The sequence below is a fragment of the Sporosarcina sp. Y352 genome, from assembly GCF_056786535.1.
In genome coordinates, this window is record NZ_JBXCJE010000001.1 from 268,581 (window position 1) to 285,631 (window position 17,051).

The 17,051-nt window shown below is 39.9% G+C and carries 16 protein-coding genes; 2 read left to right on the forward strand and 14 right to left on the reverse strand.

The annotated features are described in order from the left end of the window. Positions 1–30 precede the first annotated feature (30 nt). Positions 31–1,116: a bifunctional 3-deoxy-7-phosphoheptulonate synthase/chorismate mutase gene (locus AC1TO6_RS01450; protein ID WP_482099824.1), complete on the reverse strand. Its 1,086-nt coding sequence runs from the start codon at positions 1,114–1,116 to the stop codon at positions 31–33. A gap of 209 nt (positions 1,117–1,325) precedes the next feature. Here AC1TO6_RS01450 and AC1TO6_RS01455 point away from each other — a divergent pair, with 209 nt between their 5' ends. After that, positions 1,326–3,416 carry a cell division protein FtsA gene (locus tag AC1TO6_RS01455; RefSeq protein ID WP_482099825.1) on the forward strand — a complete coding sequence of 697 codons (2,091 nt, stop codon included), beginning with the start codon at positions 1,326–1,328 and terminating at the stop codon, positions 3,414–3,416. A gap of 49 nt (positions 3,417–3,465) precedes the next feature. Here AC1TO6_RS01455 and AC1TO6_RS01460 read toward each other — a convergent pair whose 3' ends face one another. The 9 genes from AC1TO6_RS01460 to AC1TO6_RS01500 form a co-directional block, all read right to left on the reverse strand. Continuing rightward, positions 3,466–4,197, reverse strand: coding sequence for a YtxH domain-containing protein (locus AC1TO6_RS01460; protein ID WP_482099826.1), 732 nt, complete (start codon positions 4,195–4,197; stop codon positions 3,466–3,468). A 51-nt stretch (positions 4,198–4,248) separates the two neighbouring features. After that, positions 4,249–4,731: a DUF948 domain-containing protein gene (locus AC1TO6_RS01465; RefSeq protein ID WP_482099827.1), complete on the reverse strand. Its 483-nt coding sequence runs from the start codon at positions 4,729–4,731 to the stop codon at positions 4,249–4,251. A 183-nt stretch (positions 4,732–4,914) separates the two neighbouring features. Next, entirely contained in the window at positions 4,915–6,228 is a 1,314-nt protein-coding gene (gene murC / locus AC1TO6_RS01470) for a UDP-N-acetylmuramate--L-alanine ligase (protein WP_482099828.1), read from the reverse strand. A gap of 112 nt (positions 6,229–6,340) precedes the next feature. Beyond that, complete coding sequence (locus AC1TO6_RS01475) at positions 6,341–9,193, reverse strand: DNA translocase FtsK (RefSeq protein ID WP_482099829.1); 2,853 nt, start codon at positions 9,191–9,193, stop codon at positions 6,341–6,343. Positions 9,194–9,304: 111 nt separating this feature from the next. Beyond that, the gene (ytpR, locus tag AC1TO6_RS01480; protein WP_482099830.1) at positions 9,305–9,910 is read right to left on the reverse strand and encodes a YtpR family tRNA-binding protein; all 606 of its coding nucleotides are present in this window, start codon (positions 9,908–9,910) and stop codon (positions 9,305–9,307) included. Continuing rightward, positions 9,907–10,725, reverse strand: coding sequence for a DUF1444 family protein (locus tag AC1TO6_RS01485; RefSeq protein ID WP_482099831.1), 819 nt, complete (start codon positions 10,723–10,725; stop codon positions 9,907–9,909). Before AC1TO6_RS01485 ends, ytpR begins: the two co-directional genes overlap by 4 nt. A 39-nt stretch (positions 10,726–10,764) precedes the next feature. After that, entirely contained in the window at positions 10,765–11,301 is a 537-nt protein-coding gene (locus AC1TO6_RS01490; protein WP_482099832.1) for a hypothetical protein, read from the reverse strand. A 100-nt stretch (positions 11,302–11,401) separates the two neighbouring features. Next, the gene (locus tag AC1TO6_RS01495; RefSeq protein ID WP_482099833.1) at positions 11,402–11,923 is read right to left on the reverse strand and encodes a DUF84 family protein; all 522 of its coding nucleotides are present in this window, start codon (positions 11,921–11,923) and stop codon (positions 11,402–11,404) included. Positions 11,924–12,019: 96 nt separating this feature from the next. Beyond that, complete coding sequence (locus AC1TO6_RS01500) at positions 12,020–13,093, reverse strand: M42 family metallopeptidase (protein ID WP_482099834.1); 1,074 nt, start codon at positions 13,091–13,093, stop codon at positions 12,020–12,022. Positions 13,094–13,270: 177 nt separating this feature from the next. Here AC1TO6_RS01500 and AC1TO6_RS01505 point away from each other — a divergent pair, with 177 nt between their 5' ends. Continuing rightward, positions 13,271–13,585: a hypothetical protein gene (locus AC1TO6_RS01505; protein WP_482099835.1), complete on the forward strand. Its 315-nt coding sequence runs from the start codon at positions 13,271–13,273 to the stop codon at positions 13,583–13,585. A 49-nt stretch (positions 13,586–13,634) separates the two neighbouring features. Here the strand turns inward: AC1TO6_RS01505 and AC1TO6_RS01510 are convergent, their stop codons facing one another. Genes AC1TO6_RS01510 through dat form a run of 4 tightly spaced genes read right to left on the reverse strand, consistent with a single transcriptional unit; the run spans position 13,635 to position 17,051 of the window. Continuing rightward, positions 13,635–14,483: a YtnP family quorum-quenching lactonase gene (locus AC1TO6_RS01510; protein ID WP_482099836.1), complete on the reverse strand. Its 849-nt coding sequence runs from the start codon at positions 14,481–14,483 to the stop codon at positions 13,635–13,637. Positions 14,484–14,509: 26 nt separating this feature from the next. Next, positions 14,510–15,157, reverse strand: coding sequence for a tRNA (guanosine(46)-N7)-methyltransferase TrmB (gene trmB / locus AC1TO6_RS01515; RefSeq protein WP_482099837.1), 648 nt, complete (start codon positions 15,155–15,157; stop codon positions 14,510–14,512). Between the two features lie 29 nt (positions 15,158–15,186). Further along, a complete protein-coding gene (locus tag AC1TO6_RS01520; protein ID WP_482099838.1) occupies positions 15,187–16,164 on the reverse strand; it encodes a nuclease-related domain-containing protein in 978 nt (325 codons plus the stop codon). 32 nt (positions 16,165–16,196) lie between these two features. Further along, positions 16,197–17,051: a D-amino-acid transaminase gene (dat, locus tag AC1TO6_RS01525; RefSeq protein ID WP_482099839.1), complete on the reverse strand. Its 855-nt coding sequence runs from the start codon at positions 17,049–17,051 to the stop codon at positions 16,197–16,199.

The following is a 17,051-nucleotide window of genomic DNA, read 5'->3' on the forward strand; positions in this document are numbered from 1 at the left end:
ACGCCGGAACCTATTAGGTCCGGCGTCTACTCAAGAGATTGTTGTGTGCGTGTTCATGAATTGCTGAATTGCTTCGTAAAATTCATCGAACTGTTGCAGATCCATCTGTTGTGCAGAGTCGGATAATGCTACAGCCGGATCTGGATGCACTTCAGCCATTACGCCATCTGCGCCTACTGCTATCGCAGCTTTCGCCGTTGGAAGTAACAAGTCTTTTCTACCTGTTGAGTGTGTTACATCAACAAAGACCGGCAGATGTGTTTCCATTTTCAAGATTGGAACAGCAGAAATATCTAATGTATTGCGAGTTGCCCGTTCATATGTACGGATACCGCGTTCACAAAGGATGATTTGGCTATTGCCTTTTGAAATTATATATTCAGCTGCATGAATGAATTCATCGATTGTAGCTGCTAATCCACGTTTTAAAAGAACCGGTTTATTAATCATACCTGCTTCTTTCAGCAATTCAAAGTTTTGCATGTTACGTGCACCGATTTGGACAACATCGATATATTCAAGAGCTTCTTCTAGATGAGAAGGTGTAATGATTTCCGTTACAACCGAAAGACCTGTTTCATCAGCAACACGTTTCAGTATTTTCAAACCTTCAAGACCGAGTCCCTGGAAATCATATGGCGAAGTACGGGGTTTATATGCGCCGCCTCTAATCATTGTCAGTCCTTTTGCTTTGATAGACTGTGCAACGGCTAAGACCTGCTCATATGATTCAACAGCACAAGGACCATAAATGAATGATGGTGTTCCATCACCAATTTTATGTCCATTAATGTCTACAATCGTATCCTCCGCTTTTCGTTTACGGGATACAAGCAATGCATTGCGCTGTTCATCTTCTTGTATTTCAAGTGCTGACATGAAAATACCTTTAAAAATCTGTTCAAGAACTCCGTTAGGTAACGGACCATTGTTAGATTCTTTCAGGAAATTAAGCATTTCACGTTCACGTAGCGGATCATATCTGTTTACACCTTGCTTTTCTTTAACTTTCCCAATCTCTTTGACAACTGTAGTTCTTTCGTTAATCAAATCCAATACTTTGACGTTCAGCTCGTTAACACGGCCGCGTAATTCATCTAAATCATGTTGTCTCATCAGTCCGTCTCCTCCCCGCACATATAATTCCCTTTCAGTAGAGAAGAATATATGTTACATTTTTGATAATAGACCTATTATAAAGAAGACTATTTGAAAAGTCACGTTATTTCTACTTATTCTTCTAAATACGTTACATTTAACGACAGAAAGGGTGAAAAGTTCTGGCTACCACATTATTTGCGCTCGATATCGGAACACGTTCCGTCGTGGGGATCATCCTAACAGAAGACAAGGGAAACTTCCATGTAGCTGACCTCGTTTCAATTGAACACATAGAGCGTTCAATGATTGATGGACAAATACATAATATTTTAAGTGTTGCAGGAGTCATAACTGAAATTAAAAAACTACTTGAGGAACGGCATGGTCCTTTAAAACGGGTTAGTGTCGCAGCTGCGGGCAGAGCGTTGAAGACTTCAGAGGGGTCAATGGCTGTCGATATTTCAGAAAGGTCACTTATTTCCTCTGAAGATGTCAATCGTCTGGAACTTGCCGCAGTCCAGCAAGCCCAACAAAAACTATTGTCCTCAGATGCTGTTACAGCAGATGACTATTATTATTGTGTCGGCTATTCGGTCCTTCATTATAAGCTTGAAGGTGAGGTAATCGGTAGTTTGATTGAACAGGCGGGAAGGTCAGCATCTGTCGACGTTATCGCCACTTTCCTTCCTCGCGTAGTTGTTGAATCTCTTCTTTCGGCACTCAAACATGCCGGTCTCGAAATGGAAGCATTAACACTTGAACCGATAGCTGCTATCAATGTCCTGATTCCGCCTTCCATGAGACGTTTAAACATCGCGCTTGTCGATATAGGTGCGGGTACATCAGACATTGCAATCACCGATAACAACACCGTTGTCGCTTACGGCATGGTACCCGTTGCGGGGGATGAAATTACTGAAGCATTAAGCAATCATTACTTATTGGATTTCCCGTTAGCTGAAAGCGCAAAAAAAAGAATTTCCACAGATAAAATTGTAATCATGACTGATATTCTAGGCTGCGAGCAAGAAGTTGAATCCAGTGAAGTAGCTGTTATTATCAAGCCTGCTGTAGATTTACTAGCAAAATCGATTTCAGGTGAGGTCAAACGACTTAATAATGCAAAATCACCGAAAGCAATCATGCTCGTGGGTGGCGGTAGCTTAACACCCGGACTAGCCAAAGAAATTAGCATATGTCTAGATTTACCTGAAAACAGAGTCGGAATCCGTGGACTAGATGCACTTACTGGAGTCACTTTAGAGCCTAGTATCGTTTCTTCACCTGAATTAGTAACTCCGATTGGAATCGCTATTGCTGCAAGAAGAGCGCCAATCCAATACATGTCAATATCTGTAAACAACAAAATGCTTAGACTATTTGAATTGAAGGAAATGACTGTCGGAGACGCGCTTCTTGCGGCAAATATTAAGGCCCGCCAATTATATGGAAGGCCAGGTCTCGGGATGACCGTTACGGTAAATGATAATGACATATTAATACCTGGCGAGCATGGTACCCCTTCAGTTATTCTGTTAAATGGCTCACCTGTTAGTACAATAAAACCGATTACAAACGGAGACGTAATCGAGTTGATGCCTGGTATTAACGGTTTAGATGCATCCGCTAAAGTAAGTGATTTTCTCGAAAATTTGATACCCATCAATGCATCAATTGATGGAGTTCCTGTTAAATTGGAACCATCAATTCATATTAATGGGATTCCTAGAAGTATACACACCCCTATTAAAGATCGAGATAAGATTTCTGCTTCCCATACTAAAACACTCGCAGCAATATTAGAAAATACCGATCATAGTAATTTTTCAGATAAAAATACATTCACATTAACAGTCAATCAGAAACCAGTCACATTGAAAAGAAAGACTGCTGAACTTTTCGTCAACGGGATTCCCGCTCGACTTCAACAAGTTATCAAAGAGGGTGACGAAATTAATATACAAATCCACCCTTTCCCCACAGTGGATGAAGTAATTTTAGAAATAGGAAAAAAAACCAATGATATCATAACGGTTTTTTTCAATAACGAGGAAGTTGCAATTCAAAAACAGCGACTTGCTATTACTTTAAATGGACTTACTGCTCAAGGTTCCCAAACTACAAAACAAGGCGACCGTCTCGATTTTGTTACATTGACTGAAAGTCCTATCCGCTTCAGTGATATCTTTGCATTTACCGATTATAGTATGCCTGAAAATTCGCCAAGCCAGTATCAGCTACTACGAAACAGCAAACCAATCGGATTCAACGATCCGATAGATGGCGGAGATATCTTGGAGATTATCTTCACATAAAAAGTCCGTCTACCTAAATTGGGTAGACGGACTTTCTAAAGTGCAGTTTTTATTTACCAAGCGTGTCTGATACATAATTCTGGTTTGTGATTTTATCTTTCCCAAGATTTTCGCTATTGCTATACGCAACATCGCTATTACCTGTTTCAGCCTTTTCAGCGTCGTTAGAAGACTTAGCAACTGCTTTTTGCAATGCATCTGCAGTAGCAGTCACTTGTTCTTCACCAGCCTCATATGCATCCTCTAATTTCGTTTTAGCAGTATCTATGAAATCAACCGATTCTTCTCCTTCGGAGGATGCTGTTCCATCATCCATCGGAACAGAAGTTTTTGATTTCATCGATTTTACTTTATCGACCAGTTGTCCTGATTGCTCCTGAATTGTTTTTGAAAATTCTCCAGTTTTCTCTTTTGCAGCTGAAGTCAATCCCGTTGCTTTTTCTTTTGCCACTGAACTGATTTCAATACTTTTATCTTTTAAGTGTGACGCTTGTGTTGTAAGATCTCCACGCATTTCACTTCCTGATTTCGGTGCAAGGAATAGTGCTGCCGCAGCTCCTATCACTCCCCCGACTAATGCGCCGGCTAGGAAACTACCTGCTCCTGAACTTTCCTCATCTTCATAAAAAGAATTGGTATAGACTCGATTGTGATCATAATTTGCCGGCAAGTAAGATGGCTCGCCATAAGAATTCTCATATTCTTTGCTGTTCCCTGAATTGTAGTCTTTGTTGTAATTAGGGTCATTATAGTTCGGTTTCACTTTGCGGTCTTCATTCATAATCGATTCCTCCTATTTTCAAATACAGTGTCATGTTTTAACCTTTCCCTATTAACGATCAATAGGGCTGGGTAATCTTTTTTGTCCAGGTACAGGCGTATAAGCTGTCCAACCAGTACTGCTCGTCTTTCGTTCTTTCAGCTTATCCATTATGCCCATAACTACACTGCTCCATTGAACGACCTGGACAATCTTATCGCTGTTTCGTTCTGCTTCAGTAGTGATGTTGGCGGAAACCCGACGAACGGAAGAGTTAAGATCCGTCACGGACTCACCTACCCCTTTCATAGCATCCACCACTGTGTTTAACTTTTCTGCTTTCAACTGAATGTCTTCGGCAAGGTTGTTGGTTTTATGAAGAAGCTCTGTCGTTTCAGTTGTTACTCCTTCAAGTTGTGAGGTTAGCCCTTCCATCGTTTCAGAAACACCCTTTAATGTGTTCTTCAATGAGAACAGTGTCATCGCTAGGCTTACGCATAAAATTAAGAATGCGATTGCAGCGACAATTGCCGCTATGTACAGAAGATTTTCCAAGGCACTGCCTCCTTCAATTGCTCATATATCTTTGTATACCCTTTTTCGGGACAAAGTAAACGTTATGTCTCTAGAACTACTTCGACACAAATCTTCAATTTCCTTCATGGTAACGAAAATCAATTTAACAAAATACTCGTCTTATTGTTTTTACAAACGGAAAAAACAGCCAATCCCGTAGGATTAAGCTGTTTCCTTTGTTTCGATAAATGATTTGAATGCGTTCAAGTATTTCTGAACATCACCCGCACCCATGAATAAATAAACTGCTGGGTTATTCATTTCAAGTTCTTCGATATTTTCGAGTTCCAGGTGTTTAGCGCCTGGAATCTTACTGATTAAATCATTAATGGTTAGATTTCCAGCTTCTTCACGTGCTGATCCAAATATATCACATAGATAGATATGATCAGCAGTTGAAAGACTTTCTACAAATCCTCCCATAAGGGCTGCCGTTCTCGTAAATGTATGCGGTTGAAATATAGCTACAATTTCTCGGTCCGGATATTTCTGCTTAGCTGACTGTAATGTCGCCTGAATTTCAGTCGGATGGTGAGCATAGTCATCTACAATAATTCTGCCTTCCGTTTCAATTACAGTAAACCTTCTTTTCACACCATTAAAAGTAGATAATCTTTCTTGGATAATCGATGCTTTAACCCCTTCATAATGACAAAGAGCGATAACACCAAGTGAATTTAAGATTGCATGATCCCCAGCTAGCGGAATTGAAAAAGTGTGATAAAATTCATTGCGTACATAGACATCGAATGTCGATCCTTCTACCGTTTTGGTAATATTATTAGCTGCAAAATCATTCGAATCATCAAACCCATAATAAACGACAGGTACATTTGCTTGAATTTTTTGCAGGTGCCTATCATCACCACAAGCTATCAGGCCTTTTTTCACCCGCAGCGCCATCTCTCCAAAAGCATCCATCACATCCGCTAAATCTTTAAAGTAGTCAGGATGATCAAAATCGATATTCGTCATGATTGCATAATCAGGTTCATATGCAAGGAAATGGCGTTTGTACTCGCATGCTTCGAAGACAAAGTATTCACTATCTACTGGACCGCTGCCAGTACCATCTCCTATTAAGTATGAAGTGGGTGAATGTCCGGATAATACATGGGCAAGTAAACCAGTAGTCGACGTTTTACCGTGTGACCCCGTCACTCCGACAGAAATGAATTTTTTCATATATTGGCCTAAAAAGTCATGGTAGCGAATAATCTCGAGACCTAGCTCTTTTGCTTTAACAAGCTCCGAATGACTGTCAGGAAAAGCATTTCCTGCAATAATGATCATTCCTGGTTTAATATTTTTTTCATCAAATGCTAAAATAGGTATTTCTCTTTCATGAAGTGGATCTTCTGTAAAAAACCATTTTTCTACATCTGAACCTTGTACCTCATGGGCAGAGTCATGGAGTATCTGTGCAAGCGAACTCATTCCGGATCCTTTAATGCCAGTAAAATGAAACAACGTCATATTGAAACCTCCCGGGATCATTTCTGTTCCCCTTAATTAAAACTAATTGTCTTTTTCCAAATTCTATGGACTAATCTATTATACCTGTACTTCATCAAGCCGGTTATTATTCCTAACGTTCTGTAAGCTGCTCTAAATCACTCTCTGTTAAAAATACATCCCGTGCCTTACTACCTCGCTGACCTGATATGAAACCATTCTTTTCCATTCGGTCAATCAGTTTGGCAGCCCGATTATAGCCTATGCTGAAATTGCGTTGTAATAATGATGTAGATGCACTGCCTGTTTCATGAATAAAGAGACAAGCCTCTTCGAAAAGTGAATCGCCTTCTTCTTCTTCAATACTACTTGCGAGAAGTTCATCTTGACCAAATAAATACTCGGGTGACGCCTCGTTCTGTACGTGTTCTATTATACGTTCTATTTCCTCGTCCGTGACAAATGTACCCTGCAGACGAACATTTGAAGATTGTCCGTTTCCAATATAAAGCATATCTCCTTTTCCAAGCAGTCTTTCCGCTCCAGGAGAATCAATAATTGTTCTTGAATCAATTTGGGATGAAACTGAGAATGCAATACGTGTAGGAATATTTGCTTTAATTGTGCCCGTGATTACATCGACAGAAGGCCGCTGAGTGGCGATGATTAAGTGAATACCACATGCACGTGCTTTCTGTGCGATGCGACTAATCGACACTTCGACATCTGCCGGCGCAATCATCATCAAATCGGCAAGTTCATCAATTACAATAAGCAGATAAGGCATTTTCAATGAGAACCGGCGACTTTCTACAACTGCTTTGTTATAACGTTCAATATCCCTGACGCCTGCATGAGCAAGTAACTCATACCGTCTTTCCATTTCTGCAACTGCCCATTTCAAAGCAGCAGTTGCTGCTTTGACGTCTGTAATTACTGGGCTGATTAGATGTGGAATACCGTTAAATGGTGCAAGTTCAACCATTTTTGGATCTATAAGCATCATTTTCAAATCTGTTGGTGTAGCTTTGTAAAGCAAACTGACCAATATCGAATTAATGCAGACGGATTTACCCGAACCTGTCGCGCCAGCAATCATCCCGTGCGGCATTTTCCGTAAATCCAAGGTTACGGGTGTTCCCGTCAGACTTAGACCAAGCACAGCTTCTAAAGGTGAGGAAGATGTTCTAAACTGATCAGTTGCGATAACCTCGGATATCCTAACTGCTCTCGTCTTTCGATTCGGGATTTCGATACCGATAGAACTTCTCCCTGGAATTGGTGCTTGTATCCGAATGTCTTCCGCTGCAAGTGCAAGTTTCAAGTCATCGGTCAAGTTCCTTACTTTGCTTACTTTTGTACCAACTCCGACAGTAAGTTCAAAACGAGTAACTGTCGGACCTTGCATCGCTTCAATGACAGTTGCCTTGACCGCAAAATGAGACAACGCTTCCTCAAGTTTTCCCGACTGCGATTCAAGCCATTCGGTGTCCTCGATTTGTGCTTCGGGCGGAATCAGATAGTCAAGTGATGGAAAAGCGTAATATGGCTCTTCCTCTTCTTTATTATCGCTATCTATTCTGTTTGGATTGATTAAACTATTTTCTCGTGGGTCAAGTATTGGCTCTTCAGGTTTTACATCTTTTCTCATTACAGTATCATTTTTAATAACCTTTTTCGGATTATCAGCTATTACTGACTTCATTTTCTCTTTATCGGATTTCAGCATCAATACATTAAAAGGAACAATGCGTTCTTTTATTTTTTCCGGATATTGTTCTACTGTCAATTCCTCTGTAATAGGATGCTCCGTCATTTCTGTTAACTCAGTATTAGTATGTTCCGGTGTGCCCTTAATAATTCCTACGAAGTCTTCTTCTGTTACTCTAGATTCTATTTCAACAACTTCAACTTCAGGACTCTCTGTAACATCTGCTGCTGCTTCCGAAATCACATTTTCTACTATCCTTGAGTCCATTTCAATGAGTTCATCTTGAATATTCACTTCAACTGTTGACTCCGTATTAACAAGTTCATCTGGAGTATTTACTTCAATTATTGACTCCGTATTAACAAGCTCATCTTGAGTATCTTCTTCAACTGTTGACTCCGTTTTAACTAGCTCATCTTGAGCATTTACTTCAATTATTGACTCCGTATTAACAAGCTCAGCTTGAGTATCTTCTTCAACTGTTGACCCCGTTTTAACTAGCTCATCTTGAGCATTTACTTCAATTATTGATTCCGTATTAACAAGCTCAGCTTGAGTATCTTCTTCAACTGTTGACTCCGTTCTAACTAGCTCATCTTGAGTATTTACTTCAATTATGTCGGTTCGATCAAGCACAATTTCTTTTTCCGATGATGTTACTATAAACGCTTTCTCTTCATTCCCTGGCAATAGTTGCTCTTTGTTAATATTTTCAACTTCAAAATTCAGCGGTCTCTGTTTCATGTCTTCCACAATAATTGTTTTCGACGCTGTCCTACCAGGGTTTGTGTATCCATAAACGGGAGAAGGTACTGCAGTCGGTGTAAATGGTTTACTTGAACGTTTCTGGACGGTCGTACTTGCTCTCGAAGGCAATTTTTCCTTATTCGTTTTATCCGGTGGAGAAGAAGGTCTTTTAACTACTTCTTTTCCCTTTCCATACTTCAATGCCGATTCAGACCTATATACATTTACAGGTCTAGTATCACTCGGCCATTTATCGTTCTCATAAAGTGGTTTTGTTTCATAGCTATCAATCTCTTCTTTTTCCGTATGAAGTTTAGATTCAGGTTTTTCATGTTCTTTCGTTGGTCCATCGTCCCAGCCATAAATTTCTGCATCCGAGATAATTGGAAAACGAAAGGATGCACTATTCTTTCTGTCTAGTTTATGTAACGAATCCTCAATTTCATTTTTTTCATAATGTACATTTTCTTGTTCGTTAATTTCATCCGTTCCAAATAACCTGCTAGTAATCTTTTTTAACCAACTCAAGACTATCACTCTTTTCATGTCAATCACTCTATTTTAACAGTACTGACACGACTAAATCAAATCAATAACATAAATAAGAAAAACGTACCATATCGGTACGCTTCTAGTCTCCTACTTATTGAATGCTTCTCCAGCTATAGCCTGACTATCTAAAACTAAAATCCCTTTTTCTGCAGGGGCATCAATCAACCCAAGTTCTTTAGCTGAGCATATCATCCCAGCCGAAGGGACTCCACGAAGTTCCGCATCTCGTATAACCATTCCAGATGGCATAACGGCGCCAACTTTTGCGACAACGACTTTCTGCCCTTCCTCTACGTTCGGTGCACCACAGACAATCTGGACCGTCTTTTCTCCTATATCTACTTGACAAACACTCAATTTATCCGCGTCAGGATGTTTTTCTTTTTTCAATATATGCCCTACAACAAATTTCGGAGTAAAATCAACATCAAGTTTAAGTTCCACGTTATTCTTCAAAAGCGCTTCTTGAAGTCGTTTAACTACGTCTTCAGTTAATTCAACTTCGCCGACTGTTTGAATATCCAAATAAGTCGATGCTTTGAAGAGGTTAAATGCAATTACTTCTTCAGTCGCCTCATCTTGAATTAACGTTACATCTCCTGATGATTTCGAGATAACCGCTTGTGGCCGTGTAAGTGTAAGTTGAAATAGCAATACATCCCCAACACCATCTAAATTATAAAATACATTCATTTTTTCTTGCCTTCCCTTCTTGCCAAACGATTTTTAGCCATGATAAAAATTGGATCCAGTTTACCATCGTCATAGATGAATGACAGAGAGGTTACTGGAACAGCGCCTGTTGTAAAGAAATGCATAGCCATCTGTGCCAGCACATCATAACCTGTATCATTTCGGATATCACCAATTATTAACACGTCTTGATGTGGGACAGAAACGGTCATATGTCCTTCAACTTTTCCTGCCATCTCTTTCAAGAATGCACTGTTAAGTATCCTACTGGCATCGTAGCCATCATTATTATTGATAAAGTAAAAGATATTCCCCGACACTTCATCTTGTTTCATAGCAGTTGGCAATGCCCTAACACGGAAAAGTGCAGATTCTGTTACTTCCATTTCAGACATTCCGATTGATTCAAGCATACTTTCGTCAACTAATCGGTAAGTAGTTCCAAGGTCGAGTGCATAATAGATACGCGTTTCCGCAGTATGCTCTTTCATTAGAAAACGATGCCCAGCAGCTGATTCCTCAGGAAATGAAGATGATCTAATAACCGGGAAAATGACTGCGCTATCTACAAATCCTTCTGATTGTTCTTTTTCCATCGCTTTAAATGTTTCCCCAATTGTATAGACTATTTCTTTTATAGCTACTTCCTTTTTGCGTTCATATTTAACCAGAATTTCCGGGAGCGATATATCCATTCCTTTTTTAAGAATCGAATGCTCAAGACGAACCTTATCCGCTTTCCGGTCGAACTTCCAAATAAAATGTTCAGACGGAAGTTGTTCTTTTAAGATTGACACCAGTTTTTGAGAATTCATAGATCTATTTGCCTCCATTTATCGGATAACTGAATCATGTTACCTAATCGCAGTTGTAGTAGAACTCTGCTGAATAGACCGCACGATTTCCATCATCTTCGGTAAGTTTTCTTCAATTTTTTTCTTTTTTGTCATTGTCGTGATTTTGTATCCACCTACACTTACAATAAGCTCCACATTATCCTCACCGCTTTTTACAACCGCTGCGAAACCGAACGTGCCATCATCAGAGAATGTGGCTTGCTCAATAATTTCTTTACTCTTATCGATTAGGAGCAAATCATAAAATAGTTTACTGTCGCTCTTCTCATTTGGATTAATAAAAAGGATGAACGTCTCATCATTTTTTGTAAAGACGATATTTTGCTCATCTGAACTATCATTCATCGCAAACCCGGCAGGCTTGTATAATTCAATACCATCTATTTCTTCAGTAGGACTTTTATCATTCAATTGAAATGCTTCTCGCGCCGCCTCGATTCCTGCAGTAGCTCTTTCATCAAGCGATTTTCCACATGCTGTAAGCAGTATAATGGATATCATCATCAGGAATATGAATTTCCATTTCCGGAACATTCGATTTCCTCCAATCATTAATTTGAACTCCATAACCATTTTAAAGATGTTACTCTCCTGTTGCAACCTCTTACAACTTATAGATGTGGCAACTTCGTAATTACTGTGAACGTTGATAGTATTTTAATTGTCCGATTAGTAGTTGCATAATATGTTTAAATAGGTCATTACGATTTACCGCACCTGCAGTAAACATGCCTATCGCTCCTTCTTTACTTCGGATTCCACTCAATTCAAAATAGGTATCGACAACGTGGCCAAGTTCGTTTCCCGCTGCCACCCTTACCGCAATTTCTTGCGGTAAGGGTATTTGTGCTCCACCAGCCGTAAACCTTTTTCCATTAGGAAGTACGAGAGCTCCCCAATTACAAAGATACATTTGCTCATCGATTAAACGAACGCCACCCTCAAGCCCGATTCCAATCGTTTCTCCGTTCTTGCCTGCAGCTCGTAAAGCACGATTGATTGCTCCTAACCTTGTCTCCTCATCACCGTAAGGTTGATTAGAAACGCCCGAACCTACTTCAACGCTAGAAATGATTGAATGTGGGAAGTAGTGAGAAATCACATCATTTGCAGCTGTTACTTTTGCCACATTGACAGAACCAATCATAAAATCCATTCAACTTCCCCTCCGATTTATCCATTTAGAAAGTCGTCCTGGCACATCACTAGGGAGTGCTAGGACGACCTTAATCAGTCTATGATAGCGCAATACTCAAACATTGCTTTTGATTGTTTCCACTGTCGTTTTATCACTTGCTTGTACTAATTTCACAAGTAGTTCTTTTGCCGCCGCATAGTCATCTGTATGGATGATAGATCCCGATGTATGAATATAGCGTGAACATATGCCAATCACAGCACTTGGAACTCCTTCATTGGATGTATGAACTCGACCAGCATCCGTCCCACCTTGCGAGAAGAAGTACTGATAAGGAATGTTATGTGTTTCTGCCATGTCAAGGATAAATTCGCGCATGCCACGATGTGTTACCATCGTACGATCAAAAATACGAAGTAATGCACCTTTTCCAAGTTGACCAAACTCACTTTTATCACCAGCAGCATCATTTGCAGGACTCGCATCTAACGCATAAAACAAATCTGGATTAATCATTGTTGCAGCCGCTGCGGCTCCACGGAGACCGACTTCCTCAAGTACGTTTGCTCCTGAGTACAAATTATTTGGCAACTCTTCACCATGTACTTCTTTTAGTAACTCAATGGCTAGACCACAGCCATATCTGTTATCCCATGCTTTAGCAAGTATTTTCTTGTTATTTGCCAGTGGTGTGAACGGACTAACAGGTACAATTTGTTGACCAGGACGGATGCCGATTGTTATTGCGTCCTCCTTATTATCTGCACCAATATCGATTAGCATATTTTTAATGTCCATCGGCTTGTTCCGCACTGCATCACTTAGCAAATGCGGTGGAATCGAACCAATCACACCAGTTACGGGACCGTTTACCGTTATAATTTCAACACGTTGCGCTAGAAGGACTTGGCTCCACCATCCGCCAAGCGGCTGAAAACGGATCATTCCATTATCCGTTATTTGACTCACCATGAATCCGACTTCATCCATATGGCCCGCAACCATAATACGCGGACCATCTTCAGGACCTTTTCTGACACCGAAAATACCACCCAGATTATCTTGAATCAACTCATCGGAATACTTAGCGAGTTCACCCCGCATATAATCACGCACAGCATGTTCATTACCCGGTGCGCCCGGAAGTTCAGTCAACGTTTTAAACATCTCAAGTGTATCTTTATGCATTGAATATTGCCCCCTACTTATCATGTATTAATCTTCTGTAATTAGTGTAGTCGATTAGTCAGAAACTTTCCAACGATTAATTCGTTAATCGAATTACTATTTCCATTGGCTAGCTTGGCAAAGATAAGTAAATTTGTGGTACACTAGTTGAAATACCGATTGTAGGGGGTAATGAATATGAAGTTAAAAGATTTCCTAGCTGGTGTGTTGACAGGTGTTGCTGCTGGAGTTATTGTCAGTGAATCAATCGACCGTATGAATCAGAATGTTTCTGCAGACTCGGTTTTAAACACAATTAAAGATGCTTTTAAAAACGAAGGTCCAATAGATGGTTCATGGATTGTCATGAAAACTGAGCCATACACGAACAATGTAATTACAATGGATGTTTACCGTGGTGGCATATCACGGATTAAAGAAGGTGTACTGGAACAATTCGAATTTGCGGCCGACGCAAAAACGGGTACAGTTGTTGAACTAGTAAAAGCCTAATAAAAAACCGTCATACGCCCGGAAGTCTGCGGGCGTGTGACGGTTTTTTTTACTTACCTGAAACTTTAATTGATTCGATAATTTCTTTTCCGCTTGTATCCCATCTCACTAGTCTGTAATAAGCATCATGATAAAAAGTGAATCTATAACTCCCCGCAAGTGCTTCTTTCATCAATTTCTCTTTTGCAAAAATCGATGTCATCGGGTAATCATCAAAAGCCAATACCCACAATGGATTACTGTGTGCCTGAGTAGGCATGATATCAGCCATATGAAGAATCGTCTCGCCACCTTGCGTCAATTTGATAATACTATGACCATTGCTATGACCGCCTGTATGAACCATTTCAATCCCCTGCATGATCGTCATACTTTCTTCAAATGTCTTTACCTGCTGTTGAACAGGCTCCCAGTTTTCTTTTAAATATGTATTTCTGGAACGGATATTCGGGCTTTGCATTTCGTCCCATTCAATTTTCGAAACAAAAATAGTTGCATTTGAAAAAACGGAAACTAGATTCCCTTCACGCCATTCTGTCAAACCAGCCGCGTGGTCATTATGCAAGTGCGTCATTAAAATTATATCTATATCTTCAGCTAACAGGTTGAGCTGGGACAGATTCTCTACCACCTTCGAATCTCCGAAAATCCCCAAATTTCTTTTCGTCTTTTCAGACATTTTTCCATTTCCATGACCAGTGTCAATCAATATATTTTTCCCTGCGAACTGAATCAGAATCGGATCATTTCTCATTTTAATACGATTTTGTTCATCTGATTCATAGCGCTTCGACCAGAGAGCTTTTGGAACAACACCAAACATTGTCCCACCGTCTAAATAATTTCCGCTGCCATCTAGCCATGTTAACTTCATTGCATGAAATGTATATGTATCCATGAAACAGCCCCCATTCCCTAATTAACTTACGTGTTTGTAAATCTGGATTCAAGTCTGTATATCGGATGACCTTTAGCTGAAAATTTCTCTTCGTATTCCGTCATTATATTATCCTCCGGCATTTCTGCATGTAAATCGAGGGATACTAAACAAAGTTTCATACCGTACTGTGACATAGATACAAGTGAGTATTCGAACAGAAGACGGTTATCAGTTTTAAAATGAATTTCCCCTCCGGGCGCGAGTACTTCTTCATATAACTTTAAAAATGTTTCATGTGTTAATCTCCGTTTTGCATTTCTAGCTTTCGGCCAAGGATCGGAAAAATTCAAATATATTCTGTCGATTTCTCCTTTATGGAAGATCTTTGCAAGATCCATTCCATTTGCACGAAACAATCGTAAATTTGATGGTTTATTTGCTTCCACCGCTTTTTCAAGTGCTGAAACAATCACATTATCAAAATGTTCAATACCGATATAATTCACATTTGGGTTGGCAATTGCCATGCCGATAATAAATTGACCCATTCCTGATCCGACTTCAATATGAATCGGATTGTCGTTTCCAAAAAGGGTATGCCACCCATTTATCATTTTTTCTGGTTCTGCTAAAAGGACATCGGGGTGTTCTGCCATATAGTCCCTCGCCCATGGTTTATTGCGAAGTCGCATTATATACACTCTTTTCTATTTATAATTAATTATTCTTCAGCGGGTTGTTCGTCATTAGGACCAAATAATCTGCTAATCGAAGTTGTTTGTCCCGCATTAAGAATTGATTGGGCTGCTTTGAACTGTGTCGATTTCATTGGCACAGACGATTTACTGAGCCTAGAAAACCATTCCTCGTAGGATCGCCTATCAATAATTTCAACATCGAATGCCTTTCCAGGGTGATCGATATACCCATTTCGTGAAACCAAATATTTTCGAATGGGAAAATCAATTTTTTGAGCATTAAATATGCTAGTTATAATTTTTTCAGTTCGATTTAGCGCGATAAGCGGACTTAGTATTTTCGAATCTTTGTTACCTGACTTCTTTAGCCAGAATCTGTCCCCGCTACCGCTATAAGCCGCAAGATTCTCTGATTCAAGTACAGTTATGCATTGGCATTCAACTGGTGTCACGATGATAATATCGAGTTCCACAGGCGCTTTTTTTAATAACAGAATCGGGTAATAGAACAATAAATAATTGTCTGGAAGCTGCTGGGCGAAACTCCTTAAAAGGGTATCTCGCGTAAAACGAGTATTGACTTTGGACTTATCCATTAACGTAGAGCTAGCCCATTTTATCTGAAAATGAAAAAGTTGATCCAAATACAGACTTCTTAGTTGTTCTAAATTGGATGGGTTATGAATTAAGTTCGGGTTAAAGCCGAAATTGTCTTCTTCATCTTCGCTTACAATCTCTTCGTTGGCAGGATTTATTTCTGTCAGTCCCGTTCTCCGTTGACCAAAGAGCCGGACTAGGGGGGAAAACCATTTTTCTTCAATCGGTTCTACTGGATTATCTTGAATCCCCTGTTGCCATTCTGATAAATCTGCGCCACTTTCCCATTGGGTCTTCATACGTTCCCATTGATATCTTTTTAAGCGGATATACTGTGAAGGGTAACGTGATAGATCCTGTTCGTACCGGGAGACATAGTCGAGAAGTTTGACAAGTTGCGCCATGTCCAATCACTCCGATCACATACTGTCTATCATTAATTACCCGAGATGAAAGTCGGAATCTGTACCACAAATGCTTCTTGTAACTTTTTCGTCACAAGACCCGGTACTCCTGACCCTAAAAGCCGATCGTCGATTGAAATGACTGGCATTACTTCAGAACTTGTTGACGTTAAAAAGAATTCATCCATTTCGAATGCTTCGTCCAATGTAAATGATTTTTCTATAAATGGAATCCCTTGTTCCTTACAGAGCTCAAGCACAACTTGTCGCGTGATTCCATTCAATATAAGATTCGTAACCGGATGAGTATAAACTGCTCCATCCTTTACGCCGAACATATTCGATGCAGATCCTTCCGTCACAACACCGTCACGATGAAGTAGCGCTTCGCTACAACCTGCTTCTATAGCTTCTTGTTTAGCGAGAACATTTCCAAGCAAGTTTAGACTTTTAATATCACAGCGCAACCAGCGAACATCTGCCACGGTTTTAACTCGGACTCCGTTTTCAATATCTGTTAAAGGTCTTGGGTTGTTGACCGCATATGCAGTAACGACTGGCGAAACCGATAAATCAGGAAATTGGTGAAGTCGAGGTGCGGAGCCGCGTGTAATCTGCAGATAGACATGACCAACTAAAATATTATTAGCAGCTACTAATTGACGTGCAATCTCCATCAATTGGACTTCTGCATAAGGTATTGCTAACTTTATTTTTCTAGCACTTTGATACAAACGATTGATATGTTCTTCTGCCGTATACAATTCTCCACCATATACTTTAATCACTTCATACACACCATCACCAAAATAATATCCACGATCGTCAATCGAAATGTTTAATCCTTCACGCTCAGTAAACTGTCCGTCAACAAAATACACTGTCAT